Genomic DNA, 26570 nt, shown 5'->3' on the forward strand with positions numbered 1-26570 from the left:
AGGCCTTGCTGCATCGTCTCTCGCTCGCGAAGCCGTCGTCAGGAGTAGACCGTGCTGCAACCGCCGCAGTCGTCCGTGCAGGTAGCTGGCGTTCCGGTCCAGCGGGTGCCGGCGCGAGACAGGGACCAGGACGCCCCCTGGCACACCGAGGCGGTGTGCCGGCGCGACGAGGCCGGGCTGTTCTTCGCCCCGTCGAAGGAGCCGACCGCCGCCCGGCTGTCCCGCGAGGAGGCGGCCAAGCGGGTCTGCGCCCGCTGTCCGGTCATGGTCGAGTGCCGCGAGCACGCCCTGCTCCAGCCCGAGCCCTACGGCGTCTGGGGCGGCCTGACGGCGGCCGAACGCCGGGTGGTCCTGGCGCGCCGCCGCCGCCGGGAAGTGGAACTGAAGAAGACGGCCCGGGCGGGGGCGAACCGCATGGCGGGCTGAGGCAGCGGCAGAAGGGGCACCACCTCCCTGCGGAGGGGGTGCCCCTTCTGCCGGGCTGCCGGGCCCTACTTGGCCCGGTCGAAGTCGATCGCGCTGTAGGCCCGCAGCTTCCTCAGCCGGTGCTCCGAGTCGATCCGGCGGACCGTCCCCGACTTCGACCGCATCACGATGGACTCGGTCAGCGCCGTCTCCGAGCGGTACCGCACCCCGCGCAGCAGCTCCCCGTCGGTGATGCCGGTCGCGACGAAGAAGACGTTCTCCCCGGAGACCAGGTCGTCCGTGGTGAGCACCCGGTCCAGATCGTGCCCGGCGTCGATCGCCCGCTGCCGCTCCTCGTCGTCCTTCGGCCACAGCTTGCCCTGGATGGTCCCGCCCAGGCACTTGACGGCACAGGCCGAGATGATGCCCTCGGGGGTGCCGCCGATGCCGAGCAGCAGGTCGACGCCGGTGCCCTCGCGCAGCGCGTACACCGAGCCGGCCACATCGCCGTCGGAGATCAGCTTGATGCGCGCGCCGGCCTCCCGGACCTCCCGGATCAGACCCTCGTGCCGGGGCCGGTCGAGGATGACGACGGTGACGTCCTCCGGCGTGGACCGCTTCGCCTTGGCGATCCGGCGGATGTTCACCTCGACGGGCGCGTTGATGTCGACGAAGTCCGCCGCCTCGGGGCCGGTGACCAGCTTGTCCATGTAGAACACGGCGGACGGGTCGAACATCGCGCCGCGCTCGGCGGCGGCGAGGACGGCGATCGCGTTCGGCATGCCCTTGGCGGTCAGCGTGGTGCCGTCGATCGGGTCGACGGCGATGTCCACCTCGGGGCCGGTGCCGTCGCCCACGTGCTCCCCGTTGAAGAGCATCGGGGCCTCGTCCTTCTCACCCTCGCCGATGACGACCACGCCGTTCATCGACACGGTGGAGACGAGGGTCCGCATGGCACGCACCGCGGCACCGTCGGCGCCGTTCTTGTCGCCGCGCCCCACCCAACGGCCCGCGGCCATCGCGGCGGCCTCGGTCACCCGGACCAGCTCCAGGGCGAGGTTGCGGTCGGGAGCCTCCGAGGGAACATCGAGCTCGGACGGCAGGTGATGGTGTTCGGTCATCGGAGCGCACCTTTCTGATACGACGACGGCCGGATGAGGGTCTTGGACCCGACTCTATCGTTAGGCATACAAAATGAGCAGGGGACCCCACGGATGAGCGCTCGGGACACCTGCGACGATAGGGGGCGTGGCAGGTACGAACCGCAAGCAGAAGACGGCCCGGGACATGGTCCTCTCCCTGGCCCTGATCGTCGTCGCGTCGCTCGTCGTGTACTTCTTCGCCATCCCGCACGATGACCACGCTCCCGAGATCCAGCGGGTCGACTACCGGGTCGAGCTGATCACGGCCCGCCGGGCGGCGAGCTATCCGGTGGCCGCGCCGGAGGGCCTGCCGAGTACCTGGAAACCGACCTCCGTACGCTCCCAGGGCAAGGACGCGGGCCGCTGGCACCTCGGCTTCCGGACGCCGGACGGCCAGTACGCGCAGGTCGAGCAGTCCACGGCCAAGCGTGCCGACGTCATCGACGGCGCGACCCAGGGCGCCGCGGCCACCCGGCGGACCGAACGCATCGACGGCCGCACCTGGACCCGCTACACCGGCGGCCGGTACGACGCCCTGGTGCTGGAGGACACCCCCGGCTCCACGACGGTGGTGGCCGGCACCGCCTCCTTCAAGGACCTGACGACCCTGGCGGCGGCGCTGAAGATGGAGTGACCCGCGTACACGCGGAGAGGCCCCCGGCACTGCCGGGGGCCTCTCCGTGTGCGTGCGGCCGTCAGACGGTGGTGACGACGTCCTCGAAGGCCAGGCGCGGGGAGCGCGGGAACCAGGCGTCCGGGCCCGGCTTGCCGATGTTGACGACCATCAGCGGGGTGTGGTCGTCGTCCAGGAACTCCTTGCGGACGCCCTCGAAGTCGAGGCCGGTCATCGGACCGGCGGCCAGGCCCGCGGCGCGGACGCCGATGATGAAGTACGCGGCCTGGAGGGTGGCGTTCATCGCGGCGGCGCTCTCCCGGGCCTGGCGCTCGCCGAAGAACACTTCCTTGGCCTGCGGGAAGTGCGGGAAGAGGGCCGGCAGCTCCTCGTGGAACTCGTTGTCCGCGGAGAGGATCGCGACCAGCGGGGCGGCGGCGGTCTTGGCCTGGTTGCCCTCGGCCATGAGCCCGACCAGGCGCTCGCGGGCCTCGGGGGAGCGGACCAGGGTGATGCGCAGCGGGCTCTGGTTGAAGGCCGTGGGGCCGTACTTGACCAGGTCGTAGATCGCCTGCACCTGCTCCTCGGTCACCGGCTCGTCGGTGAAGGTGTTGGCGGTACGGGCCTCGCGGAACAGCAGGTCCTGGGCGGCGGGGTCAAGAACGAGAGACATGCGTGTACTTCCTGGGGTGCGCGTCCGGTCCGACGGAACGCCGGACCGGCTGACGCACCCGACCCTACGCCAGTGAGGTTTAACGTTCAACTAAGACGGAGGGCGGGGTGATCCGCCTCACAGCCCTGCCGGCCCGTGGTGCCTACGCGTCGTCCTCCCCTGCGCCCTCCTCCTCGGCCAGGGCCGCGTCCAGCCGGGCCCGGGCCCCCTCCAGCCAGCGCCGGCACACCTTGGCCAGCTCCTCGCCGCGCTCCCACAGCGCCAGGGACTCCTCCAGCGACGTACCGCCCGCCTCCAGCCGCCGTACGACCTCGATCAGCTCGTCCCGGGCCTGCTCGTAGGAGAGCGCCTCGTCCACCTTGCTCGTCATCCGTCCACCTTCACTGTGAGTTCACCGTCGGCGACGCGGGCCCGCAGCGCCTCGCCCGCCGTCACCTCGGCCGGATCGCGCACCACGTGCCCGTCCGCCCGCTGCAGCACCGCGTAGCCCCGCCGCAGCGTCGCCGCGGGGGAGAGCGCCACCACGCGCGCGTGCGTGTGCGTCAGCTCCGAGTCCGCGCGGTCCAGCAGATGCCCCAGGGTCCGCCGGCCGCGCTCCAGCAGGGACAGCACATGGTCGGCGCGCTCGTCGAGCATCCGGTGCGGATCCTGTATCGCCGGCCGGGCCAGGGCGTGCGCCAGCCCGCGCTCCTCCCGCTCCACGAACGCCGCCGCGCAGCGCCGCGCCCGGTCCCGCAGCATCCGCACCCGCTCCAGCTCCTCGCCCACGTCGGGCACGACCTTCTTGGCCGCGTCCGTCGGCGTGGAGGCGCGCAGGTCCGCGACGTGGTCCAGCAGCGGGTTGTCCGGCTCGTGCCCGATCGCCGACACCACGGGCGTACGGCACCCGGCCACCGCCCGCACCAGCCGCTCGTCGGAGAAGGGCAGCAGATCCTCCACGCTGCCGCCGCCGCGCGCGACGATGATCACATCGACCTCGTCCATCGCGTCGAGCTCCTTGACCGCCTGCACGACCTGCGGCACCGCGTGCACCCCCTGCACGGGGACGTTGCGCACCTCGAAACGGACGGCGGGCCAGCGGTGCCGGGCGTTCTCCAGCACGTCCCGCTCCGCGGCGGAGGCCCGCCCGCACACCAGCCCGATCAGCTGCGGCAGGAACGGCAACGCCGTCTTCCGCTCGGGCGCGAAGAGTCCCTCCGCCGCGAGCGACTTCTTCAGCTGCTCCAGCCGGGCCAGCAGCTCACCGACCCCGACCGGCCTTATCTCGGCCGCGCGCAGGGACAACTGGCCCCGCGGCGCGTACCACTCCGGCTTCGCCAGTACGACGACCCGGGCGCCCTCGCCGACGACGTCCGCGACCGCGTCGAAAACCTGGCGGTAACAGGTCACGCTGACGGAGATGTCGTGCGACGGATCGCGCAGGGTGAGGAACACGACCCCCGCGCCGGGGCGGCGCGACAACTGCGTGATCTGCCCTTCCACCCACACCGCGCCGAGCCGGTCGATCCACCCCCCGATCAGCCGCGACACCTCGCCTACGGGCAGGGGGGACTCCGGGGACGTGTTCACAGCCATGCGGTCGAGAGTAACGGCCGGTACTGACAGCGGGGTGGCCGTGCGACTGTGCGCCCTGGAGGCGGGGTCGCACAGGGCCGGCTATGCGGGAACCCGTCCCCGCTGCCCCGCCAGCACCAGCAAACCGATCACCAGCCACACCGCCCCCACCGCCTGGGCCGCCCCGGACGCCGCCACGACGACCGCCACCGTGATCCCGGCCCCGACCACCGGCACCAGCACCCGCCACCACCGGACCGGCTCCCCCCGGCGCCGTACGAAATACCCCACCACGCTCGCGTGCAGCAGCGTGAACGCGGACAGCGCGCCGATGTCGACCACCGAGACCAGCTTGTCCAGCCCGTCGTCCCGGCGCGCCGCCCACCCCGCCGCGACCAGCGTGACCACCGCCGCGCACAGCAGCGCGACCCGCGGCACGCCCCCGTCCGTCCGGGCCAGCGCGCGCGGCAGCCGCCGGTCGCGGCCCATCGCGAACAGCAGCCGCCCGGCCGCCGCCTGCCCCGCCAGCGCCGCGAACGCCGCCCCGACCGCCTTGCTCGCGGCCACCAGATCGTGCAGCCACGTGCCGACCGAGGCGTCCACCGCGTCGTAGAAGGCCGGCCCCTGCCGCCCCGGATCGCGCGCGAGCCCCGCCGACGACACCGGCTCCAGCAGCGCCACCAGATACGTCTGCGCCACGAACAGCACCCCGGCCAGTGCCAGACAGAACAGCAGCGCCCGCACCACCCGCTCCGAGCCCCCGGTGACCTCCTCGGCGAAGGTCGCGATCGCGTCGAAGCCCAGATAGGACAGGACCGCCACGGACACCGCGCCGAGCACCGCGGCCGGCGCGAAGGAGCCCTGCGTACCGTCCCCCGTCAGCGGCGACAGCAGCCCCCGCGCCGCCCCCTCCCGCGCCAGCACCACGGCCGCCGAGACCACGAACACCAGCAGCACCGCGATCTCCAGGGCCAGCACGGCGAAGCCCACCCGCGCGGCGGCCCGTACGCCCCACAGGTTCAGCAGGGTCGTGAGCACCACGGCCAGCGCCGTCCACACCCACCGGGACACCTCCGGGACCAGCGCGTTCATCGCGATCCCGGAGAAGAGATAGGCCACCGCGGGGATCAGCACGTAGTCCAGCGCCGCCATCCAGCCGGCGACGAACCCGGCCCCCTCGCCGAGCCCCACGCGCGCGTAGGCGTACACCGACCCCGCCTGCGGGACGACCCGCACCATCTGCGCGTAGCTGAACGCCGTGAAGCCCATGGCGACCGTCGCCACCGCGTACACCAGCGCCACCGCGCCGTGCGACCTGGCGTCCAGCGCCCCGAACACGCCGACCGGCGCCATCGGGGCGATGAACAGCAGCCCGTAGACCACGAGGTCCCGCAGGCCCAGACTGCGTCGGAGGCGATGGTCCGCGGCGGCCCCGGAGGCCGTCGTTCCGGTGTGGGACATACACACAAGTCTTCCCCGCCGAGTGGGGGGAAGCGATCTCTGCGCTTCCGAACGCGGCCTTACGATGGGACGCATGACCGCTTCGTCTGGCCGCCGTGTCCTGCTCGCCGCCCCCCGGGGCTACTGCGCCGGCGTGGACCGCGCCGTGATCGCCGTCGAGAAAGCCCTGGAGCAGTACGGGGCCCCGATCTACGTCCGGCACGAGATCGTCCACAACAAGTACGTGGTGCAGACCCTGGAGAAGAAGGGCGCCATCTTCGTGGAGCGCACGGAGGAAGTGCCGCCCGGCAACATCGTCATGTTCTCGGCGCACGGCGTCGCGCCCGTGGTGCACGAGGAGGCCCGCCAGGGCCGGCTCGCCACCATCGACGCCACCTGCCCCCTGGTCACCAAGGTCCACAAGGAGGCCGTCCGGTACGCGAACGAGGACTACGACATCCTCCTGATCGGACACGAGGGCCACGAGGAGGTCATCGGCACCTCCGGCGAGGCACCCGACCACATCCAGCTGGTCGACGGCCCCGAGGATGTCGACAAGGTCGAGGTCCGCGACCCGTCCAAGGTCGTCTGGCTCTCCCAGACCACCCTCTCCGTCGACGAGACCATGGAGACCGTCGACGCCCTGAAGACCAAGTTCCCGGGCCTCGTCTCGCCGCCCAGCGACGACATCTGCTACGCCACCCAGAACCGCCAGCTCGCGGTGAAGCAGATGGGTGCCGAGGCCGAGCTGGTCATCGTCGTCGGCTCGCGCAACTCCTCCAACTCCAAGCGCCTGGTCGAGGTCGCCAAGCTGGCCGGCGCCCGCGACGCCCACCTGGTCGACTTCGCGAGCGAGATCGACGAGTCCTGGCTGGGGGGCGTGACGACCGTCGGCGTCACCTCCGGGGCCTCCGTGCCCGACGTCCTGGTGGAGGAAGTCCTCCAGTGGCTCGCCGAGCGCGGCTACGGCGACGTGGAGCTGGTCAGGGCGGCCGAGGAGTCCATCACCTTCTCGCTGCCCAAGGAGCTGCGCCGCGATCTGCGCGAGGAGGCGGCGGCGCTGGTGGCCGAGCGCGGCGGAAGCGGTACGCCCGTGGCGTGACGGTCAGTGGTCCGTCGTAACGTGGTGCCATGCAGATCTTCGGCGTGGACATCGGCGGATCCGGCATCAAGGGCGCCCCGGTAGATCTTGAGCGGGGCGATCTGGCGCAGGAGCGCCACAAGGTGCTCACCCCGCACCCGGCGACACCCGACGCCGTCGCCGACGGGGTCAAGCAGGTGGTGGACCACTTCGGGTGGACCGGGCCGGTCGGCCTGACCTTCCCCGGAGTGGTCACCGGCGGCGCCACGGTGCGTACGGCCGCGAACGTGGACCCGGCCTGGATCGACACGGACGCGCGCGCGTTGCTCAGCGGCCGCCTCGGCGGCCTGCCGGTGACCGTGGTGAACGACGCGGACGCGGCGGGCGTCGCCGAGATGGAGTTCGGCGCCGGCCGGGGCCGCCGGGGCACGGTCATCCTGCTCACCTTCGGCACCGGCATCGGCAGCGCGGTCTTCGTGGACGGCGTCCTGCTCCCCAACACCGAGCTGGGCCACCTGGAGCTGAACGGCCACGAGGCCGAGAAGCGCGCCTCCAGCAAGGCCAAGGAGGACCACGACCTCACCTGGGAGCGCTGGGCACGCCGCGTCCAGCGGTACCTCCAGCACGTGGAGATGCTGTTCTCACCGGAGCTGTTCATCATCGGCGGCGGGGTCAGCCGTAAGTCCGACAAGTTCCTGCACCTCATCGAGGACGTCAGGGCGGAGATCGTCCCGGCGCGGCTCCAGAACAACGCGGGAATCGTGGGAGCGGCGATGAGAGCGGCCCAGCCGGCCTGACCGCGTCTCCGCTTCCGCGCGCGTGCCGGGGCCAGGGCGGCCGGGGGCGGGGGGCGTCCAGCTCCGGCCGGACCCTGGCATTTCCCGGTTCCGGCGGGTGCCCTGGGCGCCCTGGGCCGATGGCGGCTGATGGGGGTTCATGGGGGCCGTCAGCCGCCGTGCCGACGCCGTCGCCCCCGTATCCACCGCACCCGGCGGACGAGCACGACCAGCCCGGCCAGGAGCGTGCCGAGGTACAGCCATCCGGCCTGGGTGGCGAGCCCGGTGACCAGCCCCATCAGCCGGCCGGGCATCCCCCCGCCGCCCTCCGCGACCGGCAGCAGCCCCACCGCGAACGCGATCGGCAGGACCACGGGAGCGCTCAGTACGTCGCCGCCGCGCACCCACAGCGCGGTCAGCAGGCACACGGGGAGGAACAGCACGCCGTAGACCGTCGGGGACGCCCCGAACAGCAACTGGTCCAGGCAGCCGAGCAGAAACATCGCCACGGCACAGAACAGACCGCTGCCGAGCCCCGTCAGCCGGGGGTTCGGCAGCCGGAAGCCCGGGGCCGCGGACGCCGCCGGAGCCCGCCGGGCGGAGCGGCCGGCCCCCGCCCGCTCCCCGCTGCCACCACCGCGCTCACGGGCGCCACCCGGGCGCCGTAGCCCCCGGGAGGGCATCGGGGCGGGCGAGGCCAGGGGAGCCTCGGAGGACCTGGGGTCCGACGACGGGACAGGTCTCCGCGACACCCCAGGCCCCTGCGAGGCCTTGGGTCGCGGCGCCGCCGTAGGGCTCTGCGACGGCGGGGGCTGCCGCGGTCCCTCATGGCGCCGGGACGGCATGCCGCGTCGCGGTCCGTCGTTCGGGGGTCGCTGCCTGTGTTGCTCCACAGGGACCAACCTAGGTCTGTTTATGTGCTGAATCAGCCCCCAGACACGCCGGGCGGGGGAGCTTGGCCGGGCGTCCGACGCTCTCGTGAGGGGGACGCGCCGGACGCCGTAAACTGGTGGATCGGCCAGTGTCGGTCTCTGGCCCCTGGCAGCCCCTGGCCCACTCAACTACGGGAAGTCGCAACGTGTCGCTCACGATCGGAATCGTCGGCCTGCCCAATGTCGGCAAGTCGACCCTGTTCAACGCCCTGACCAAGAACGACGTGCTGGCGGCCAACTACCCGTTCGCCACGATCGAGCCGAACGTGGGCGTGGTCGGCGTGCCCGACGGCCGCCTGGCGAAGCTGGCCTCGATCTTCAAGTCGGAGCGCATCCTTCCGGCCACGGTCGACTTCGTCGACATCGCCGGCATCGTGCGCGGTGCGTCCGAGGGCGAGGGCCTGGGCAACAAGTTCCTCGCGAACATCCGCGAGTCCGACGCGATCTGCCAGGTCATCCGTGCCTTCAAGGACGAGAACGTCGTCCACGTCGACGGCAAGGTCTCGCCGAAGGACGACATCGAGACGATCAACACCGAGCTGATCCTCGCCGACCTCCAGACCATCGAGAAGGTCCTGCCCCGCCTCCAGAAGGAATCGCGGATCAAGAAGGACATCGCGCCCAAGGTCAAGGCCGTCGAGGAGGCCAAGGAGATCCTGGAGAAGGGCGACACGCTGTTCTCCCAGGGCATCGTCCAGGGCACCGAGCGCGCGGAGCTGCTCCACGACCTGCACCTGCTGACCACCAAGCCCTTCCTCTACGTCTTCAACGTCGACGAGGACGAGCTGGTGGACGAGGATTTCAAGAACGAGCAGCGCGCCCTGGTGGCCCCCGCCGAGGCGATCTTCCTCAACGCCAAGCTGGAGGCGGACCTCGCCGAGCTGGACGAGGAGGAGGCCCTGGAACTCCTCCAGTCCGTCGGCCAGGACGAGCCGGGCCTCGCCACCCTGGCCCGCGTCGGCTTCGACACCCTCGGCCTGCAGACGTACCTGACGGCCGGCCCCAAGGAGTCCCGCGCCTGGACCATCAAGAAGGGCGCCACGGCCCCCGAGGCGGCCGGTGTCATCCACACCGACTTCCAGAAGGGCTTCATCAAGGCCGAGGTCATCTCCTTCGACGACCTGGTGGAAACCGGCTCCGTCACCGAGGCCCGAGCCAAGGGCAAGGCCCGCATGGAGGGCAAGGACTATGTGATGCAGGACGGGGACGTGGTGGAGTTCCGCTTCAACGTGTAGCGGCTGACCTGCCACTGCTTCACTGATCTGACAAAACATGCAGGTCAGAAGGGGCCCGACTCTTCGGAGAGTCGGGCCCCTGGCTTTTCCCGGCGCGGCTCAAGTGCCTCTGCCGTCCGTCAACTCGGCGCGGTGTGCCGACGGGCCGCAGCCCGGGCACGGGGGCGTGTCCGGGCTGCGTGACGGGCTCCATGACGGCCCTGCGGTCAGGCGGCGAGGGTCTTGTGGAGGGCGTCGAGGCCGTCGCGGTAGATCTGGGTGAAGAGGTCGACGGCCTCCTCCTCGGTGGCGCCGTCCGGGTCGAAGCGGCCGGACCACTGGACCTCGGCGGCGTTCTCCCGGCCGGGGACGGTGTGGACCCGGAGGGTGGAGAGGTAACCGCCGACCGGGAACGGTGCCTGGAGGATGGCGTAGCTGTAGTGGCGCTCGGTCTCGTTGAAGTCCACGAGGCGTTCGATGATGACCTCGCCCTCGGGGTTCTTCAGCCGGCGCACCCGGCCGCCTTCGAGCGCGGTGCTCTCGGTGATGTAGGGGAGCCAGTCGGGCAGGGCGTCGAAGCCGCCTATGAGGCTCCAGACCTTCTCGGGGGAGGCGGGGACTGTGCGGCTGACGGAAGTCGAGGCCATGGTCTTGCTCCTGGGTCTTGCTGTGTGGGGGGTGGGGGATGCTGGGGGGTGCCGGGTGGGTCAGGCGGCGTCGGGCAGCGGGGCGGCGGGGCTGACCAGGCCGGCGGCGCGCACGTCGTGCCAGAACGCGGCCGGGATCCGCTCGTCCAGGGCGGAGAGGTCCTCGGCGATCCGGCTCGGGCGGGTGGCGCCCGGGATGACCGCGGCGGTCACGGGGTGGGCGAGGGAGAACTGCAGGGCGGCGGCCTTGATGCTGATGCCGTGCTTCTCGGCGAGGGTCTTCAGGCGGGAGACCTTCTCGATGATCTCCGGCGGGGCCTGCTGGTACTCGAAGTGGCTGCCGCCGGCGAGGATGCCGGAGCTGTAGGGGCCGCCGACGACCATGTCGACGCCCTGCTCCTGGGCCATGGGCAGCAGCCGCTGCAGGGCGTGCTCGTGGTCGAGGAGGGTGTAGCGGCCGGCGAGGAGGAAGCCGTCGGGCTGCGGCTCGTCCAGGGCGAGGGTCAGCTCGATGGGCTCGGTCTTGTTGACGCCCAGGCCCCACGCCTTGATGACGCCCTCGTCGCGCAGGCGGGACAGGACGCGGAAGGCGCCGGTGCGGGCCTCTTCGAACTTCTGGATCCAGGCGTCGCCGTGGAAGTCCTGGGCGATGTCGTGCACCCAGACGATGTCGAGCCGGTCGACACCGAGGCGCTTGAGGCTGCCTTCGATGGAGCGCTCGGTGGCCTCGGCCGTCCACTCGTGGAGCACCTTGTTGGGGTTGCCGTGCTCGAAGAGCCCGCCCTTCTCGCCGAAGTCGGGGACGTCGGTCTCGATCTCGTCGAGGATGACGCGGCCGACCTTGGTCGACAGCACGTAGGAGTCGCGGGGCTGGGCGGCGAGGACCTGGCTGAGGCGTTCCTCGGCGAGGCCGGCGCCGTAGAAGGGGGCGGTGTCGTAGTAGCGGATGCCCTGGTCCCAGGCGGCCTCGACGGTGGCGCGGGCCTCGTCGTCGGGGATCGCGCGGAACATGTTGCCCAGCGGGGCGGTGCCGAAGCCGAGGCGGCCGGGAAGGAGGTGCTTCAGTGCCATGGTGGTGCCTTCGCGATCAGTCTGGTCAGTTGTCGATCAATTTCTCCGCGCCGGGGGGTTTCCGTGGCGCGGGCCGGGTGAGGCGTCGCCCTGGGGCAGGCGCCTCCCGGACTGCCGGCGCTGCCGGCGGGGCCGCGGCACTCGGCGCACGGCCGCGCGCTGCGACGCCGGACGCACGCCCCAGGTAATTGCAGACGCGGTTTGTTGTTGACGACGATAGTTGCAGACGCGGGGTAATGCAAGTGGTGCTCCCGTGTCGCCGAGGACGGCGGGCGGGACACGGTCACTGCCGACCCTGAGCCCTCTCCACGGCCGCTGATCCTCTCGGCCGCCGGTGGCCGTCCGGAGCCCGCGCCTGTGAGCCGAGTGGCGATCCCCTGCTCCGGACGGAGAGCCGGGCGCTGTCTACGCCGTCGAGTGCCCTTCGTCTTCGGCCTCGCACACCTTCCCCGGCCGCGTGGTCCCGTCGCCCCCGGCGGAACGTGCGGCCGCGCGGGCGACGTCGACCCTGGAGCTGACGCTCTTGGCTCAGCGGCCGGGATGGCCGGGGCGTACTTCCCTCCGCGCCCGCAGTACGGCACGCCGCCGAGTGCGTGGTTCGGGCAGGCGGAAAGGGCCGGGGCTCGGGACCCGGCCCTTTCCGCCTGTGTGGGGACGGACTTCACGAGGCCGGGAGGAGTGCGCGGTTGCGGGTCAGGGGGATGAGGGAGGCCATGAGGACCACGGCCGCCACGGGGATCAGGTCGAGGTTGAGCGTGATCAGCAGGAAGAACACCAGCGCCAGTACCGGGCTCCACACCGGGAGCTGCCTGGGCCGGGTGGTCACCAGCATGACCAGCAGCGTGAGCAGACCGAGTTCGAAAGCCAGGGGTCCGGCCATTTCGAGCGGGGCGGGGAGAGGGGCGCTGTCGGACAGGGCGGGGAAGAGGTCGCCCAGGATGACCCACACGAAGCAGGCCGCGCCTGCCAGCCCCGCGACCGTGGCGGCGCCTGCCGCGGTTCTCATCCGGGCGGTGGTCGCGGGGACCAGGCTGTGCAGCTTTCTGAGCAAGGCGCCCAGGAGGAGGAACGCGGCGAGGAAGCAGGCGTGGCCCAGGTTCCAGGCCAGCCCCGGGCCGTGGTCGCCGTCCATGCCGTCGATCAGGCGGAACACGCCGTACGCCAGCATGAGGAGGGGGATGAGGAAGCAGAGGAGCCGGGGGACGGAGGGCGTCGAAGTCATGTTCATACGGTCGCGGTTCGGGGGGCGGCCGGACTATCGGGACCATCCCCCAGCGGCCCCGGGCAGAGCCCTTAGGGGTTGGCGTGGCCCGGCCGCCGGTTTCCCAGGGGCCGGGCAGGCGGAGCGTCCCCTTCCGTCTGTCCCAGGGAGCGGAACGGGGCAGCTCGCAGCCACTCCGCCGGGGCGGCCGGCCGTGGTCCCCCGAACCCCGAAGCACCGGGTGCCGTCAGTCAGACGTCAGCGCACCGGCCCGCCGCCGAGCCGCAGCGAACCGGTTTCAGGCCGCCGGCCCCCGGCACCCGCGCCGACGCTCAGAACGTCGGCGCCACACCCGCTCCCCACCCCGCGGCCGGGTACGGTGCCGGGTCCGTGACCCAGCCCGCGGCCAGGACCAGGCGGGAGGCACGGTCGGCGGCGAGGAAGCCGAAGGGGCGGTCGAAGACGACCCGGACGACCGTCGTCTCGTAGCGGAAGTCCGGCAGCCCGGCCGCCGCCATCGGGATCGCCGTCACCGCCGCCGCCCGGAAGCCCAGCGCGCCGAACTGGGCCACCGCCGACTGCCGGGCCTCGCCGACGGCCAGCGGAAGCGCGCTCATCCCCGGGAAGTGCCCGACCCGGGTGTCCATCGCCGTGGTGAGCCCGAACAGGCCGGCCAGGGCGAGCAGGTCGTGGTCGGCCCGGACCTCGTACGCCACCGTCCGCACGTCCAGCGTCCTCGGCTCCGGGGTGACGGCCGGCTGCTGCTCCACGTGCAGGCCGGGGCCGACATGGCCGTGCGGCAGGGCGCCGCCCGCGGTCAGCGGCAGGCCGCGCTCCACGATGCCCACCCCGGCCGCCAGCACCTGGCCCGGTGTCATCCGCTCCTCGCCGAGGACGAGGTGGACGTCGACGCCGTTGTCCCCGGGGACCGTCAGCGCGGTGACGAAGCCGCCCGAGGTGTCCGTCACCCCCACCCGGTCCGGCCGCACACTGCGCCGGTGCAGACCGCGCAGGGCACGGTCCCGCCAGGGGCCGGACTCCGGCCGCAACGGCAGCTCGGTGAAGGGCTGGCGCCACCGGGTCCGCAGCGCCAGCGCACTGGCCAGCACCATGCGCGTCCGGCGGGTCAGCCTCACCGGCATCCGTTCGACCAGTCCGCCGGTCCGCTCGGCCGCCCACGCGTCCAGCCGTTCCCGTGCGGTGACCAGGTCGTCCCCGAACCGGCCGTGCGTGCCGGCGGGCAACCCGGCGCGCCATTCCTCACGCAGGTCCAGCTCCTGGTGCGTCCACAGGCCGAGTGCCGCGTCCAGACCGGACACCGACGCCAGCGCCGACAACAACTCCCGTGCCGCCCCGGCCGCCTGACCGGCCGGCACCCCGAGGGCACCGGACAGCTCCGCGCGCGCCGGACCCGCCGCGCCGTCGGCCAGGAAGGCCAGCAGGGGCCAGACACCCGGCGCCGAGAACACCGTGCCCTCGGTCAGGGCCTGCGCCCAGCGGGCCGTCATCCCGTTGACCCGCCGGACCGTCTCCTCGGTCACCCCGCTCACCCGTGCCCCTCCCGGCCTGTCCCGCTCGTTTCCCGTCCGGCCCCGTTCGTCCCGCCCCCGGACGGTGCCGTGTTCCGCCCCCGTCCGGGCCCGCTTACCATGCGGCCAGTCGTACGTCAGTCCAGTCGCCGGCCGCCGGCCCTGTGCTGCCGCCGCCCGACCCAGGAGCACGGTACCGGTGTCCATATCCCCGCCCTCCGGCCCCCACCAGCCAGAAGGGCCCGTTCCGCCGCCCCGGGAGCCCTGCGGTCCGCCCCCGTACCCCCAACCGCCGGGCGCCGCCCAGGGGCTGCCGGGTTATCAGCCGTGGACCCAGGGCTACCGCCCCTACAACGTCCCGGCGCCGGTCAACGGCCTCGCCATCGCCTCCCTGGTGCTCGGTGTGCTCTGCTTCCTGCCCGGTGCGGGGCTGGTGCTCGGGCTGACCGGGCTGCGGCAGATCCGCCGGCGGGGCGAGCGCGGCACCGGGCTGGCGATGGGCGGCGCGGTGCTGTCCGGGGTGGGACTCCTGATCTGGGCACTGCTGTTCGCCACGGGCGGCGCCTCGGCCGTGTGGCACGGGATCAAAGAGGGCGCACGCGACGGCGCCACCGTCTCGCTGACGGAGGGCGAGTGCTTCAACGCGCCGGGCGGTGCGCTGTCCGGTGTGACGTACGACGTGGACACCGTGCCGTGCAGCGGCGCGCACGACGGGGAGGCCTTCGCGTCCTTCCGGCTGCCCGGCGGCGGTCCGTACCCGGGGGACGACGCGGTCACCGACACCGCCGACGAGCGCTGCCGGCGCCTGCGGGACGGCTACGCGATGGACGGCTGGGCCCTCCCGGAGTACGTCGAGGTGTACTTCCTGACGCCGACCGAGGAGAGCTGGGCCGCCGGGGACCACGAGGTCACCTGCGTGTTCGGCAACTCCGACGAGGACGGCCGGCTGACCGGGTCGCTGCGCGAGGACGAGACCGTCCTGGACGCCGACCAGGTCGCCTATCTGAAGGCCGCGCACGTGCTCAACGCGGCGCTGGAGACCGCCCCGGACGAGCCGTACCCGGAGGACGACCTGCCGGGGCACAAGGCGTGGGCGGGCCGGGTGTCGGCCGCGCTCGGCGAGCAGGCCCGGATGCTGCGCGCGCACTCCTGGCCGGCCGGGACCGCCGGGCTGGTCAGCGCGCTCGGCGCCGACCTGGACAAGGCGCGCGCCGAGTGGGCGAAGGCGGCCGTGGCCGGGGACGCGGACGCCTTCTCCGCCCACTACGAGAACGGCCTCGACCTGATCGATCCGGTTCGCGCGGTCCCCCTGCGGGCGGTCCTGGAGCTGGCCACCACCCCGCCCATGGCGCGGGACGACGAGCGCGACGGGGGAAGCGGCACCGGCATGCAGGTGTGAGCCGGTGGGAGCCGGGGGCACCTATACGGGAGGAAAAGTGCCTGCGTAAAGGCCTGCCCACCGCCAAGTCATCACATCGAGTGATTCTCTGGCCTTTGCTTGCACCGCTCAACCCACGGTTGCCAGGCTGTTGCTGTCTGTACAACCTGAGGGGAGTGGCCAGTGGCTTTCGGTGAGCAGCCGGCGTATCTGCGTGTCGCGGGTGATCTCCGCAAGAAGATCGTCGACGGCTTGCTGCCGCCCCACACCCGGCTGCCCTCGCAAGCCCGCATCCGCGAGGAGTACGGCGTCTCGGACACGGTCGCGCTGGAGGCCCGCAAGGTGCTGATGGCCGAGGGGCTGGTGGAGGGCCGGTCCGGTTCGGGCACGTACGTGCGTGAACGGCCCGTCCCCCGGCGGGTGGCCCGCTCCGGATACCGCCCGGCCGGCGGCGCCACGCCGTTCCGGCAGGAGCAGGCCGACCCCTCCGTGCGCGGCACCTGGGAGTCCAGCACCGAGCAGACCGAGGCCGGCGCGGCCGTCGCCGAGCGGCTCGCGATCCAGGCCGGCGACCGGGTCATGCGCACCCGGTACGTCTTCCGGGAGGCCGGCGAGCCGATGATGCTCTCCACCTCCTGGGAGCCCCTCGCGGTCACCGGCCGCACGCCCGTGATGCTGCCCGAGGAGGGCCCGCTCGGCGGAATGGGCGTGGTCGAGCGGATGCGGGCCATCGACGTCATCGTGGACAACGTCACCGAGGAGGTCGGCGCCCGCCCCGGCCTCGCCGAGGAACTGCACCTGCTCGGCGGGGTCCCCGGCCATGTGGTGCTGGTCGTCCAGCGCACCTACTTCGCCTCCGGGCGCCCGGTCGAGACCGCCGACGTGGTCATCCCGGCCGACCGCTACCGGGTCGCCTACCACCTGCCCGTCAAATGACCCCGGCCGGTTGGGCCGCGGGGCCGGCCGCGGGGCCGGCCGGACGGAATTCGACGGTCCGCTTCGCGTGAGCTAGCGCACACCCCCGCGCCCCCTCCGCCCGGCCGATGGTGCTCAGCGGCCGTCGGGGACCGCCCCCGGCCCCTCGGTATTCGGCCGTCTTCCCAGGTGGGCTGTCGATGGTCCCGGCATGTCCGCCATCCGGGGCGATAACGTCTGTGAGGGCGCGTTCGGCCGGGTGCGCCCCCGACGTTCTGGCTGGTTGCGTACCTCTTTGTGAAAAGTCGTATGCGCAGCGTGAAGGTAGGGCGTACGCTCGGGCATATGCGGATTGCGGTTTCCTTGTCCGCGGAAGGCGGGTGGGACGGTGCGAGAAGGGGCACGGGCGGTGGGGGCGACGAGTGAGGGCACGGTCTCCCTGCCCTGGATCGTGATACGGCGGGACGACAACGGCAGTCGCTACCGGGTCGGTCAGTACGCGACCCGGGCGGAGGCGCAGAAGATCGCCGACAGCCTCGGCGGCCAGGGCCGCGAACAGCTGTACTGGGTCGAGCGCATCGGCCAGAACGGGGACGGCGCGCGCAACTGACCGGGCGCGCGCTCCCGTAGGCTCCCCTCCATGACGCGCACGACTGCCGAGGCGGAACCGATCGTGGTGGTGGGAGCCGCCCTGCTCGACGGCGGCCGGCTGCTCGCCGCGCGCCGGAGCGCGCCCGCCGAGCTGGCCGGGCGCTGGGAGCTGCCCGGTGGCAAGGTCGAGCCCGGAGAGCGGCCCGAGGACGCCCTGCTGCGCGAACTGCGCGAGGAACTGGGCGTCGACGCCGAAGCGGTCGAACGGGTGCCGGGGCAGTGGCCGCTGCGCACGCCGTACGTCCTGATGGTGTGGACCGTCCGCCTGCGCCCCGGCTCGCCCGCTCCCCGGCCGCTCCAGGACCACGACGAGCTGCGCTGGCTCACCCCGGACCGCGTCTGGGAGGTTGACTGGCTCGACCAGGACGTCCCGGCGGTGCGTGAGGTGACCGCCCGCTGGAGCGCGGGCCGCGCCCGGACCTGACGCAGCCCCCCGGCCGCACGCCGATCCGGGCTCCCGGCCGTCGGCGGGCCCGGGGCCTGTTCCCCCGCGGGTCGGCAGGTCCGCGTGGCCTGGTTCCCTGCGGGTCGGCAGGTCCGCGTGGCCTGGTTCCCCGGGTGCCGGCGGCCCTGCGCGCCCTGGGCCCCCGGGCGCCGGCGCCCTGCGGACTCTGGCTCTCGGGCGTCCGAGGTCCTCGGCGGCCTGGGTCTCGGGTGTCCGCGGACCCGCCGCGGCCTGCTCCACTGGGGTCGGCGACCCCCCGTGGAGCAGCCCGTACGCCGTTCGTGCCACAGTGCGCCGTCCTGCGCGGTACCGCCCGCCGAATATCGGGTATGTCCCCATTAACCCCACGAAACCGGACATGGTGGGCTCCGCTGGCCTGGGAAGTGATCGGCGTGATCGACACCGATGGCGGCTGCGCCGAGTGGACCTTTCCCGCGGAGCCGGGCGCCGTGCGCTCCGCCCGCGCGGTGGTCCGGGGGCAGTTGCACGGCTGGGACCTGGACTGCCTGGCCGACCTCGCCGCGCTGCTCGTCAGCGAGCTGGTCACCAACTCGCTGCGGCACGCCACTGGCCCCATCGGCGTACGGCTGCTGCGCCCCGCCGGACTCGGCGACACCCTGCGGGTGGAGGTCTCCGACCCGCTCCCCGACCCCCCGCGGGAACGCGCCGCGCACCCCGAGGACGAGAGCGGACGCGGCCTCCAGCTGGTCGCCGGCTCCTCCCGCCGCTGGGGCACCCGGCCCGGGGCGAACGGCAAGACCGTCTGGTTCGAGCTGGCGGTGCCCGGCTGAGCCGGGGGCACCCACGGGGCACGGGGGTGTACGGCCGTCGACGTGCCGTCCGGCGTGCGCGCCGGGGGCGCACACGGTTCTACGGCGGGTGGTTCGGCGGTGTGTTCCCTGGTTAGAAGAGTGGGAGTGTTGTCACGGACCGGTCCGAAAAACATCTGGACCGACCTGTGATCGTGAACACCGTGTCCTGTGGCGCCGTAGTGCTGGATACTGCGGGCAGCCGCCCCCGGTGACCGGTGCCGGACGCGGTGAGCTGGAGGGGACGGTTCGCGTGAGCGAGATACCAGCGAAGGCCACGGAGTCCGAGGACCCGTCGGACGGCGCGAGGAGTCAGGCCGCACAGGCAGAGGCGGCACCCAACGACGCCATGTGGCAGAGCAGTCCGCCCGGTTCCATCTACGACTACATCCGGGTCGCGTCCTTCTCCATCAGCCCCGGCGGCCTCATCGACCAGTGGAGTCTGCGCGCCGAGCAGCTGTTCGGCATCCCCGCCGGCCGTGCCGTCGGCACGGATCCCATAGAGGCCTTCGTCGATCCCGACCTGCGCGAGCACGGCCAGCGCAAGATGGCCGAAATCCTCGACGGACGCGAGTGGACCGGAGTGGTGCCGTTCCGGATGCCGGACCGGCCCGACGGCACCCGCGGCGAGGAGGGCCTGGCCGAGGTGTACGTCATGCCGACGCGCACCGCCGAGGGCGAGAAGGCCGCCGTCTGCATCGTCGTGGACGTACGCACCCTGCGCAGCATCGAGACCGACCTCGCCGCCTCGCAGGCGATTTTCGGCCAGTCGCCCTTCGGCTTCCTGCTGATCGACACCGACCTGCGGGTCCGCCGCGCCAACGAGCGCTTCGCCTCCATCTTCGGCGGCACCCCCGACGACCACCGCGGCAAGGGCGTGCACGACTACCTGCCGCGCCCCGAGGCCGAGCGGGTCTCGGCCACCCTGCGGCGGGTGCTGGAGACCGGCGAGTCCATCACCGACATGCACGTCACCGGGTACCTCCCCGGCTCCGAGGAACGCCGGCACTGGTCCATCAACCTCTACCGCGTGCACAGCGGCAGCGGCCGGCCCATCGGGGTCGCCTGGCTCGGCACGGACATCACCGCCCGCCGGGCCGCCGCCCGGGAGGCCGCCGCCGCCCGCCGCAACCTCGCGCTGCTCAACGAGGCGGGCGCCCGCATCGGCAACTCCCTCGACCTGGAGACCACCGCCCGCGAACTCCTCGACGTGGTCGTCCCCGGCTTCTGCGACCTGGCCACCGTCGACCTCTACCAGGGCCTGCTGGCCGGCGACGAGACCCCGCCCGGCCACGCCGATGGCAGCGCCGAACTGCGCCGCGTCGCCTTCGCCAGCGCGGTCTCCGGCGCCCCCTTCAGCAGCGCGGGACGGCCCGTCGACGTCGGCGCGGTCCATCACTTCCCGTTCCACTCACCCTGTGCGGAGGCCCTGCGCACCGCCCGCCCGCAGCGCGTGCCCGCCGAGGAGGGCGGCCTCGTGCAGTCCACGCTGGCCGTGCCGATGGTCGCCCACGACACGGTGGTGGGACTCGCCCAGTTCGCCCGCACCAAGGGCAGCGAGCCCTTCGGCGAACGGGACCGGGACCTCGCCGTCGAACTGGCCGCGCGCGCCGCCGTCTGCATCGACAACGCGCGCCTGTACCGCCGGGAACACGAACGGGCGCTGATACTGCAACGATCCCTGCTCCCGCCCGGCGACCCCGAGGCGTCCGGCCTGGACATCGCCTGCCGCTATCTGCCCGGCAACGCGGCGACCGAGGTGGGCGGCGACTGGTTCGACGTCATCGAACTGCCCGGCCACCGCACGGCACTCGTCGTCGGCGACGTGATGGGCCGGGGCCTGCGCGCGGCCGTCGCGATGGGCGAACTGCGCACCGCCGTACGGACCCTGGCGCTGCTGGACCTGGAACCGGCGGAAGTGCTGTCCGCGCTGGACGAGATCGCGCGCGGCCTCGGCACGCCCGGCGGGGTCCAGCAGGCCACCCGTACGGCCCGTCAGCCCAGGGACGCCGACCTGTCCGAGGTGTATCTCGCGACCTGCGTCTACGCCGTCTACGACTCCGTCACCAGACGATGTACGTTCGCCAACGCGGGCCACCTGCCGCCGGTACTGGTCGAGCCGGGAGAGCCCGCGCTGATGCTGGACGTGCCGCCGGGCATGCCGCTCGGGGTGGGCGGCGAGCCGTTCGAGGAGGTCGAGGTCGAGCTGCCGGAGGGCGCGCTGCTCGCGCTGTACACCGACGGCTTGGTCGAGTCCCGTGACCATCCGCTGGACGAGGGCCTCCAGGCGTTCATCGGGGCGCTGACGGATCCCTGCCGGCCGCTGGAGGACGTCTGCGACCACGTCCTCAGCACCCTCGACACCCACCACGGCGAGGACGACATCGCCCTGCTGATGGCCCGGGTGCAGGGCCTGTCCGCGGACTCCGTCGGGGACTGGACGCTGCCCCGGGAGCCGCGCAGCGTGGGCCGGGCCCGCGAGTACGCCCGGAACCGGTTGCAGTCCTGGGGCCTCGAGCCGTTGATCGACACCACGGAGCTGCTGGTCAGCGAGCTGGTGACGAACGCGCTGCGGTACGGCGAGGGGGAGATCCGGCTGCGGCTGCTGCTGGACCGCACGCTGGTCTGCGAGGTCTGGGACTCCGGACTGGTCCAGCCCCGCCGGCGGCGCGCCCGGGACACCGACGAGGGCGGACGGGGCTTGCAACTGGTCGGGCTGCTCAGCGCGGCGTGGGGGTCGCGGCGGACGCCCCGCGGCAAGACGGTGTGGTTCGAGCTGCCGCTGCCCGGCGAGGAGGGCGGCCTGACGGACCCGGCGGAGGCCCTGCTGAGCCTCTTCTGACGGTTCCTCCGCCCGGCCGCTCAGCCGGCCGGACGGCGGGCGGGCCGCCGAGGGCGGGGACAGCGACACGCCGCCGGCGTCGGCCGGGTCGGGGTCGGACGGACGCGTCCGGACGGTTCCCGGGGTCGTCCGGGTGCGCAGCCGCCGGGCGCGTCGCAGCCGGCCGTACCCGGCCAGGGCCACGGCCGCGACCCCGGTGACGAGCGGCGGCACGAGGTCGGCGGTCGGCGTTCCCTCCGCCCGTGGTGCGGCGGAGCGTGCCGCCGCACCGCCGCGGGCCGTGGGCACCGTGGGAACCGCCTCACGGGCTTCGGACGTCATCAGCGGCAACAGCAGCCACACGGTTCCCGTCAGGACGCCCAGCAGGGCATGCGCCACCCGGGCCCGTATGTGCGCCGTGGCACGCCGGGGCCGGCCCCGGATCAGGAAGGACGTCACGTTTCGGAGCGTAGGGGCGGGTGGACGGCTCCGCGAGCGGGGCGGATACGGCTGGGGGACCAGCCACACGAGGGGGCGGAATGGGCGGTGACCGGATGGACGGGACACGGAACGACGACGGCCACGCGGACCACGGCGGCGCGGACATACCGGACCGGACCCCCGAGCCCGCCAAGGACCCGGACCCCGCATCCGCCCCGGACCCAGTCCCCGGCCCCAGGCCCGCCACCCCCTCCCGCCCCCGCAGGCGACGGGTGCTCCGGATCGCCGCCGCCCTGCTCGCCCTTCTCCTGCTCCCGCTGCTCACCGCCGAGACCGCGCTGCGGATCAACTACACCGGCGACCCGGCCCCCGGCACCCGCACCCGGCACCGGGACGCCCTCTGGCTGGGGCATGCCTGGGTGGACGGGCGGAAGACCGACCGGGACGTGAAGGCCCTCGCCGGGCGGCTGCGCGACACCGGCATCCGGGATCTGTACGTCCACGCGGGCCCCCTGGAGCACGACGGCACCCTGCCCGCGCCGGCGTACGCGAAGGCCCGCTGGTTCATCGGGGCCGTGCACCGGGAACTCCCCGGCGTCCGGGTACAGGCCTGGCTCGGTGACGTGCTGGCCACCGAGACCCCCGACGGGCTGCGCCTGGAACGGGCGGCCACCCGGACCGCGATCCTCGGCTCCACCCGCGCGGTCCTCGCCGCCGGCTTCCAGGGCGCGCACTTCGACCTGGAACCCCTGCACTCCGGCGACGAGCACTACCTCGCCCTCCTCGACGGCCTGCGCGAGCTCACCCACGCCCGGGGCGCGGTGCTGTCCGTCGCCGCCCACCAGATCGACCCGCTGCCCGGCTTCCACTCCTTCTGGGGCACGACGACCGGCCACCCCAAGTGGTGGTCGCAGGCGTACTTCGGGCAGGTGGCGCGCCGGGTGGACCAGATCGCCGTCATGTCGTACGACACCATGCAGCCGTCGCAGGGCCTGTACGGCGGCTACGTCGCCCAGCAGACCAGCCTCGCCCTGGAGGTCACCCCGCCGGGCACCGACCTGCTGATGGGCCTGCCCTTCTACCACGAGAACCGGTTCGGCCACTGGGCGCACGCCGAGACCGTCCCGGCCGCCGTGCGCGGGGTCCGGCTCGGCCTGAGCCGCACCGACGCCGGCCGCGCCCGCTTCGGCGTCGCCCTGTACGTCGACTTCGCGGCCACCGAGGCGGACTGGCGGGCGTACCGGGACGGCTGGGCCGCTACGCCCCCGGACGCCTCCTGATCTTCGAACCCAGCCACACCAGCGGGTCGTACTTGCGGTCCACGGCCCGTTCCTTCAGCGGGATCAGGGCGTTGTCCGTGATCTTGATGCCCTCGGGGCACACCTCCGTGCAGCACTTGGTGATGTTGCAGTAGCCCAGACCGTGGTCGTCCTGCGCGGCGCGCGAGCGGTCCAGGCCGGTCGCGGCGGCCGAGTCCAGCGGGTGCATGTCGAGTTCGGCGACGCGCATCAGGAACCGCGGACCGGCGAACGCCCGCTTGTTCTCCTCGTGGTCGCGCACCACGTGGCAGGTGTCCTGGCAGAGGAAGCACTCGATGCACTTGCGGAACTCCTGCGAGCGGTCCACGTCCTCCTGGAACATGCGGTACTCGCCCGGCCCCAGTCCGGCCGGCGGCACGAAGGCCGGGACCTCCCGCGCCTTGGCGTAGTTGAAGCCGACATCCGTCACCAGGTCGCGGATCACCGGGAAGGCGCGCAGCGGGGTGACCGTGATCGTCTCGGCCCGGTCGAAGACCGACATCCGGGTCATGCACATCAGCCGCGGGCGGCCGTTGATCTCGGCCGAGCAGGAACCGCACTTGCCCGCCTTGCAGTTCCAGCGCACGGCCAGGTCGGGCGCCTGGGTGGCCTGGAGGCGGTGGACGATGTCCAGCACCACCTCGCCGTCGTTCACCTCGACGGTGAAGTCCTCCAGACCGCCGCCCCCCTGGTCGCCCCGCCACACCTTGAAGCGGGCCTCGTAGCTGCTCACTCGTACAGCTCCTCTTCGGCGAGGTACTTGACCAGCTCCTCCTTCTCGAAGAGGGCGAGCAGGTCCGGGCGGATGGGGTCGGTTCTCTCGCGGGTGAGCCGGATCCGGTCCTGGGACGGGTCGGCCGCCGCGAGGTTGCCGGCGGGGTCGGCGAGGGCGCACAGCAGGTTCACATTGCGCCAGGCGCGGTCCATCGCCGGGTGGTCCTCGCGGGTGTGGCCGCCGCGCGACTCGGTCCGCTCCAGCGCGGCCCGGGCCACGCACTCGCTGACCAGCAGCATGTTCCTGAGGTCGAGCGCGAGGTGCCAGCCGGGGTTGAACTGGCGGTGGCCCTCCACCCCGGCCCGCCGGGCCCGTACCCGCAGCTCGGCCAGCTTGCGCAGGGCCTGCTCCATCTCGCCCGCCCGGCGGATGATGCCGACCAGGTCGTTCATGGTCTGCTGGAGCTCCTGGTGCAGGGTGTACGGATTCTCCGGCGGCCCCGCCTCCCCCTGGGCCCCGGCGGACTCCCCGGCCCCGGCGGCGGAGGCGCCCGCGGCCTCGGCGGAGAACGGCCGCAGGGCCTCCGCCGCCGCCGCGTTCACCTGGGCCTCGTCCAGCGGCGGGCGCCCGTCCGGCAGCCCGCGCGCGTACTCGGCCGCGTGCCACCCCGCGCGGCGGCCGAACACCAGCAGGTCGGACAGCGAGTTGCCGCCGAGCCGGTTGGAGCCGTGCATGCCGCCCGCCACCTCACCGGCGGCGTACAGCCCCGGCACCCCGCGCGCCGCCGCCGTGTCGGAGTCGACCGCGACCCCGCCCATCACATAGTGGCAGGTCGGCCCGACCTCCATCGGCTCCGCGGTGATGTCGACGTCCGCCAGCTCCTTGAACTGGTGGTACATCGACGGCAGCCGGCGCCGCACCACCTCGGCGGGCATCCGGGTGGACACGTCGAGGAACACCCCGCCGTGCGGGGAGCCCCGGCCCGCCTTGACCTCGGCGTTGATCGCGCGGGCCACCTCGTCGCGGGGGAGCAGTTCCGGCGGGCGGCGGTGGTGGTCCGGGTCCTCGTACCACCGGTCGGCCTCCTCCTCCGACTCGGCGTACTTGTCCTTGAAGACGTCCGGGACGTAGTCGAACATGAACCGCTCGCCGTCGGAGTTGCGCAGCACCCCGCCGTCCCCGCGCACCGACTCGGTGACCAGGATGCCCTTCACCGACGGCGGCCAGACCATGCCCGTCGGGTGAAACTGCACGAACTCCATGTTGACCAGGGGGGCGCCCGCCAGCAGCGCCAGCGCGTGGCCGTCGCCGGTGTACTCCCAGGAGTTCGACGTGACCTTGAAGGACTTGCCGATGCCGCCGGTCGCGAGGACCACGGCCGGGGCCTGAAGCACCAGGAAGCGGCCCGACTCGCGCTCGTAGCCGAAGACCCCCGAGACGCGTTCGCCGTCCTTGAGCACCCTCGTGACCGTGCACTCCTGGAAGACCTTCAGCCGGGACTCGTAGTCGCCGGTCTCCCGGTGGTCCTCCTGCTGGAGCGCGACGATCTTCTGCTGGAGAGTGCGGATCAGCTCCAGCCCGGTGCGGTCGCCGACGTGCGCGAGCCGCGGGTACTCGTGGCCGCCGAAGTTGCGCTGGGAGATCCGGCCGTCCTTCGTCCGGTCGAACAGCGCCCCCCAGGTCTCCAGCTCCCACACCCGGTCCGGGGCCTCCCGGGCGTGCAGCTCGGCCATCCGCCACTGGTTCAGGAACTTGCCGCCGCGCAGGGTGTCGCGGAAGTGGACCTGCCAGGAATCGTTCTCGTTGGCGTTGGCCATCGCCGCCGCGATGCCGCCCTCGGCCATCACCGTGTGCGCCTTGCCGAACAGCGACTTGCAGATCACGGCCGTACGGGCGCCCCGCTCGCGGGCCTCGATCGCGGCCCGCAGCCCGGCGCCGCCGGCCCCGACGACCACGACGTCCCACTGCTGCCGTTCCACCGCTGTCATCAGAAGAACCTCGGATCGTCGAAGACGCCGGACGCGACCAGGTACACGTAGAAGTCGGCGAACGCCACGCTCAGCAGCGAGGCCCAGGCCAGCTGCATGTGACGGGCGTTGAGCCGGCCGACGAACTGCCAGGCCCGGTAGCGCACCGGGTGTTTCGAGAAGTGCTTGAGCTTGCCGCCGACGATGTGCCGGCAGGAGTGGCAGGAGAGGGTGTACGCCCAGATCAGCACGATGTTGGCCAGGAACACCAGGGTGCCCAGGCCCATGTGCCCCCACCGGTAGTGCGCGTCCCGGAAGGCCAGCACGGTGTCGTAGCTGAGCACCCCGGCCACCAGCAGGGCGGCGTAGAAGAAGTACCGGTGGACGTTCTGCAGGATCAGCGGGAAGCGGCTCTCGCCGGTGTAGGAGCGGTGCGGCTCGGCCACCGCGCAGGCCGGCGGCGACGCCCAGAAGGCGCGGTAGTACGCCTTGCGGTAGTAGTAGCAGGTCAGGCGGAAGCCGAGCGGGAAGATCAGGATGATGATCGCGGGCGAGATGCCCCACCAGCCGCCGAACAGCTCGGCGTTGGGCCCGGCGCGCATGGTCCGGCAGTTCTCCGCCAGGCACGGCGAGTAGAACGGCGAGACGTACGGCGCCGCGTAGTAGTGGGCGTTCGCGAAGGCCCGCCACGTCGAGTAGACGACGAAGGCGAGCAGACCGGCCGCGGTGCAGGCGGGCGCCAGCCACCAGCGGTCGGTCCGCAGGTGCGGGGCAAGGATCGCGGCGCGCGTACCGGTGCGCACGCCACCGCGCTGCTGGGGGGATTCCGTACCAGTGGCCAAGTCGGGACTC

General features: G+C 72.8%; 25 protein-coding genes. 12 read left to right on the plus strand and 13 right to left on the minus strand.

What is annotated here, in order from left to right; all coding sequences use genetic code 11:
- Positions 1-51: 51 nt before the first annotated feature.
- Complete coding sequence (locus AB0E62_RS24235) at positions 52-426, plus strand: WhiB family transcriptional regulator (protein WP_362197431.1); 375 nt, start codon at positions 52-54, stop codon at positions 424-426.
- Between the two features lie 65 nt (positions 427-491).
- Here the strand turns inward: AB0E62_RS24235 and glpX are convergent, their stop codons facing one another.
- On the minus strand, positions 492-1526 hold the full coding sequence (gene glpX, locus AB0E62_RS24240) for a class II fructose-bisphosphatase (RefSeq protein WP_362197434.1): 1035 nt from the start codon (positions 1524-1526) through the stop codon (positions 492-494).
- 127 nt (positions 1527-1653) lie between these two features.
- On the opposite strand from glpX, the gene AB0E62_RS24245 reads away from it, so the two are divergent.
- Positions 1654-2181 (plus strand): DUF4245 domain-containing protein, encoded by a 528-nt coding sequence (locus tag AB0E62_RS24245; RefSeq protein WP_362197437.1) that lies wholly within the window; start codon positions 1654-1656, stop codon positions 2179-2181.
- Between the two features lie 61 nt (positions 2182-2242).
- Here AB0E62_RS24245 and AB0E62_RS24250 read toward each other — a convergent pair whose 3' ends face one another.
- From AB0E62_RS24250 to AB0E62_RS24265, 4 genes are all read right to left on the minus strand, one after another.
- The gene (locus AB0E62_RS24250; protein ID WP_362197440.1) at positions 2243-2833 is read right to left on the minus strand and encodes a malonic semialdehyde reductase; all 591 of its coding nucleotides are present in this window, start codon (positions 2831-2833) and stop codon (positions 2243-2245) included.
- A 142-nt stretch (positions 2834-2975) separates the two neighbouring features.
- Positions 2976-3203: an exodeoxyribonuclease VII small subunit gene (locus AB0E62_RS24255; protein ID WP_362197443.1), complete on the minus strand. Its 228-nt coding sequence runs from the start codon at positions 3201-3203 to the stop codon at positions 2976-2978.
- Positions 3200-4408 carry an exodeoxyribonuclease VII large subunit gene (gene xseA / locus AB0E62_RS24260; protein ID WP_362197446.1) on the minus strand — a complete coding sequence of 403 codons (1209 nt, stop codon included), beginning with the start codon at positions 4406-4408 and terminating at the stop codon, positions 3200-3202. Before xseA ends, AB0E62_RS24255 begins: the two co-directional genes overlap by 4 nt.
- Positions 4409-4489: 81 nt before the next feature.
- Entirely contained in the window at positions 4490-5848 is a 1359-nt protein-coding gene (locus AB0E62_RS24265; protein WP_362197449.1) for an APC family permease, read from the minus strand.
- Between the two features lie 64 nt (positions 5849-5912).
- On the opposite strand from AB0E62_RS24265, the gene AB0E62_RS24270 reads away from it, so the two are divergent.
- Positions 5913-6929, plus strand: a complete 1017-nt coding sequence (locus AB0E62_RS24270) for a 4-hydroxy-3-methylbut-2-enyl diphosphate reductase (protein ID WP_362197452.1) — start codon at positions 5913-5915, stop codon at positions 6927-6929.
- Positions 6930-6958: 29 nt separating this feature from the next.
- A complete protein-coding gene (gene ppgK / locus AB0E62_RS24275; protein WP_362197455.1) occupies positions 6959-7705 on the plus strand; it encodes a polyphosphate--glucose phosphotransferase in 747 nt (248 codons plus the stop codon).
- Positions 7706-7854: 149 nt separating this feature from the next.
- Here the strand turns inward: ppgK and AB0E62_RS24280 are convergent, their stop codons facing one another.
- Positions 7855-8529 carry a DUF6542 domain-containing protein gene (locus AB0E62_RS24280; RefSeq protein ID WP_362197458.1) on the minus strand — a complete coding sequence of 225 codons (675 nt, stop codon included), beginning with the start codon at positions 8527-8529 and terminating at the stop codon, positions 7855-7857.
- Between the two features lie 233 nt (positions 8530-8762).
- Between AB0E62_RS24280 and ychF the strand changes: the two genes are divergently transcribed.
- Positions 8763-9851, plus strand: coding sequence for a redox-regulated ATPase YchF (gene ychF, locus AB0E62_RS24285; RefSeq protein WP_362197461.1), 1089 nt, complete (start codon positions 8763-8765; stop codon positions 9849-9851).
- A gap of 206 nt (positions 9852-10057) precedes the next feature.
- Here the strand turns inward: ychF and AB0E62_RS24290 are convergent, their stop codons facing one another.
- From AB0E62_RS24290 to AB0E62_RS24305, 4 genes are all read right to left on the minus strand, one after another.
- The gene (locus AB0E62_RS24290; protein WP_362197464.1) at positions 10058-10477 is read right to left on the minus strand and encodes an SRPBCC family protein; all 420 of its coding nucleotides are present in this window, start codon (positions 10475-10477) and stop codon (positions 10058-10060) included.
- A gap of 60 nt (positions 10478-10537) precedes the next feature.
- A complete protein-coding gene (locus AB0E62_RS24295) occupies positions 10538-11548 on the minus strand; it encodes an aldo/keto reductase (protein WP_362197467.1) in 1011 nt (336 codons plus the stop codon).
- Between the two features lie 661 nt (positions 11549-12209).
- Positions 12210-12770, minus strand: a complete 561-nt coding sequence (locus AB0E62_RS24300; RefSeq protein ID WP_362197470.1) for a hypothetical protein — start codon at positions 12768-12770, stop codon at positions 12210-12212.
- Positions 12771-13081: 311 nt separating this feature from the next.
- A complete protein-coding gene (locus AB0E62_RS24305) occupies positions 13082-14257 on the minus strand; it encodes a serpin family protein (protein ID WP_362197553.1) in 1176 nt (391 codons plus the stop codon).
- Positions 14258-14477: 220 nt separating this feature from the next.
- On the opposite strand from AB0E62_RS24305, the gene AB0E62_RS24310 reads away from it, so the two are divergent.
- The 7 genes from AB0E62_RS24310 (at position 14478) to AB0E62_RS24340 (ending at position 23018) form a co-directional block, all read left to right on the plus strand.
- The gene (locus AB0E62_RS24310) at positions 14478-15677 is read left to right on the plus strand and encodes a DUF4190 domain-containing protein (RefSeq protein ID WP_362197473.1); all 1200 of its coding nucleotides are present in this window, start codon (positions 14478-14480) and stop codon (positions 15675-15677) included.
- A 162-nt stretch (positions 15678-15839) separates the two neighbouring features.
- Positions 15840-16592 carry a GntR family transcriptional regulator gene (locus tag AB0E62_RS24315; protein ID WP_362197476.1) on the plus strand — a complete coding sequence of 251 codons (753 nt, stop codon included), beginning with the start codon at positions 15840-15842 and terminating at the stop codon, positions 16590-16592.
- 388 nt (positions 16593-16980) lie between these two features.
- Positions 16981-17181, plus strand: a complete 201-nt coding sequence (locus AB0E62_RS24320) for an SPOR domain-containing protein (protein ID WP_362197479.1) — start codon at positions 16981-16983, stop codon at positions 17179-17181.
- A gap of 30 nt (positions 17182-17211) precedes the next feature.
- Positions 17212-17646: a (deoxy)nucleoside triphosphate pyrophosphohydrolase gene (locus AB0E62_RS24325; RefSeq protein ID WP_362197482.1), complete on the plus strand. Its 435-nt coding sequence runs from the start codon at positions 17212-17214 to the stop codon at positions 17644-17646.
- Between the two features lie 350 nt (positions 17647-17996).
- On the plus strand, positions 17997-18458 hold the full coding sequence (locus AB0E62_RS24330; protein ID WP_362197485.1) for an ATP-binding protein: 462 nt from the start codon (positions 17997-17999) through the stop codon (positions 18456-18458).
- Between the two features lie 271 nt (positions 18459-18729).
- Positions 18730-21318, plus strand: coding sequence for a SpoIIE family protein phosphatase (locus AB0E62_RS24335; protein ID WP_362197488.1), 2589 nt, complete (start codon positions 18730-18732; stop codon positions 21316-21318).
- Between the two features lie 533 nt (positions 21319-21851).
- On the plus strand, positions 21852-23018 hold the full coding sequence (locus AB0E62_RS24340; protein ID WP_362197491.1) for a hypothetical protein: 1167 nt from the start codon (positions 21852-21854) through the stop codon (positions 23016-23018).
- On the opposite strand, the gene AB0E62_RS24345 is transcribed toward AB0E62_RS24340, so the two are convergent.
- The 3 genes from AB0E62_RS24345 to AB0E62_RS24355 are packed head-to-tail and all read right to left on the minus strand — an operon-like array spanning position 22996 to position 26560.
- Positions 22996-23769 (minus strand): succinate dehydrogenase/fumarate reductase iron-sulfur subunit, encoded by a 774-nt coding sequence (locus AB0E62_RS24345; RefSeq protein WP_362197494.1) that lies wholly within the window; start codon positions 23767-23769, stop codon positions 22996-22998. The genes AB0E62_RS24340 and AB0E62_RS24345 overlap by 23 nt on opposite strands.
- Entirely contained in the window at positions 23766-25739 is a 1974-nt protein-coding gene (locus tag AB0E62_RS24350; RefSeq protein WP_362197497.1) for a fumarate reductase/succinate dehydrogenase flavoprotein subunit, read from the minus strand. The genes AB0E62_RS24345 and AB0E62_RS24350 overlap by 4 nt, the downstream gene beginning before the upstream one ends.
- Complete coding sequence (locus AB0E62_RS24355; RefSeq protein WP_362197500.1) at positions 25739-26560, minus strand: hypothetical protein; 822 nt, start codon at positions 26558-26560, stop codon at positions 25739-25741. Before AB0E62_RS24355 ends, AB0E62_RS24350 begins: the two co-directional genes overlap by 1 nt.
- Positions 26561-26570 lie beyond the last annotated feature (10 nt).

It is taken from the genome of Streptomyces sp. NPDC038707, assembly GCF_040636485.1.
Classification (GTDB): domain Bacteria; phylum Actinomycetota; class Actinomycetes; order Streptomycetales; family Streptomycetaceae; genus Streptomyces.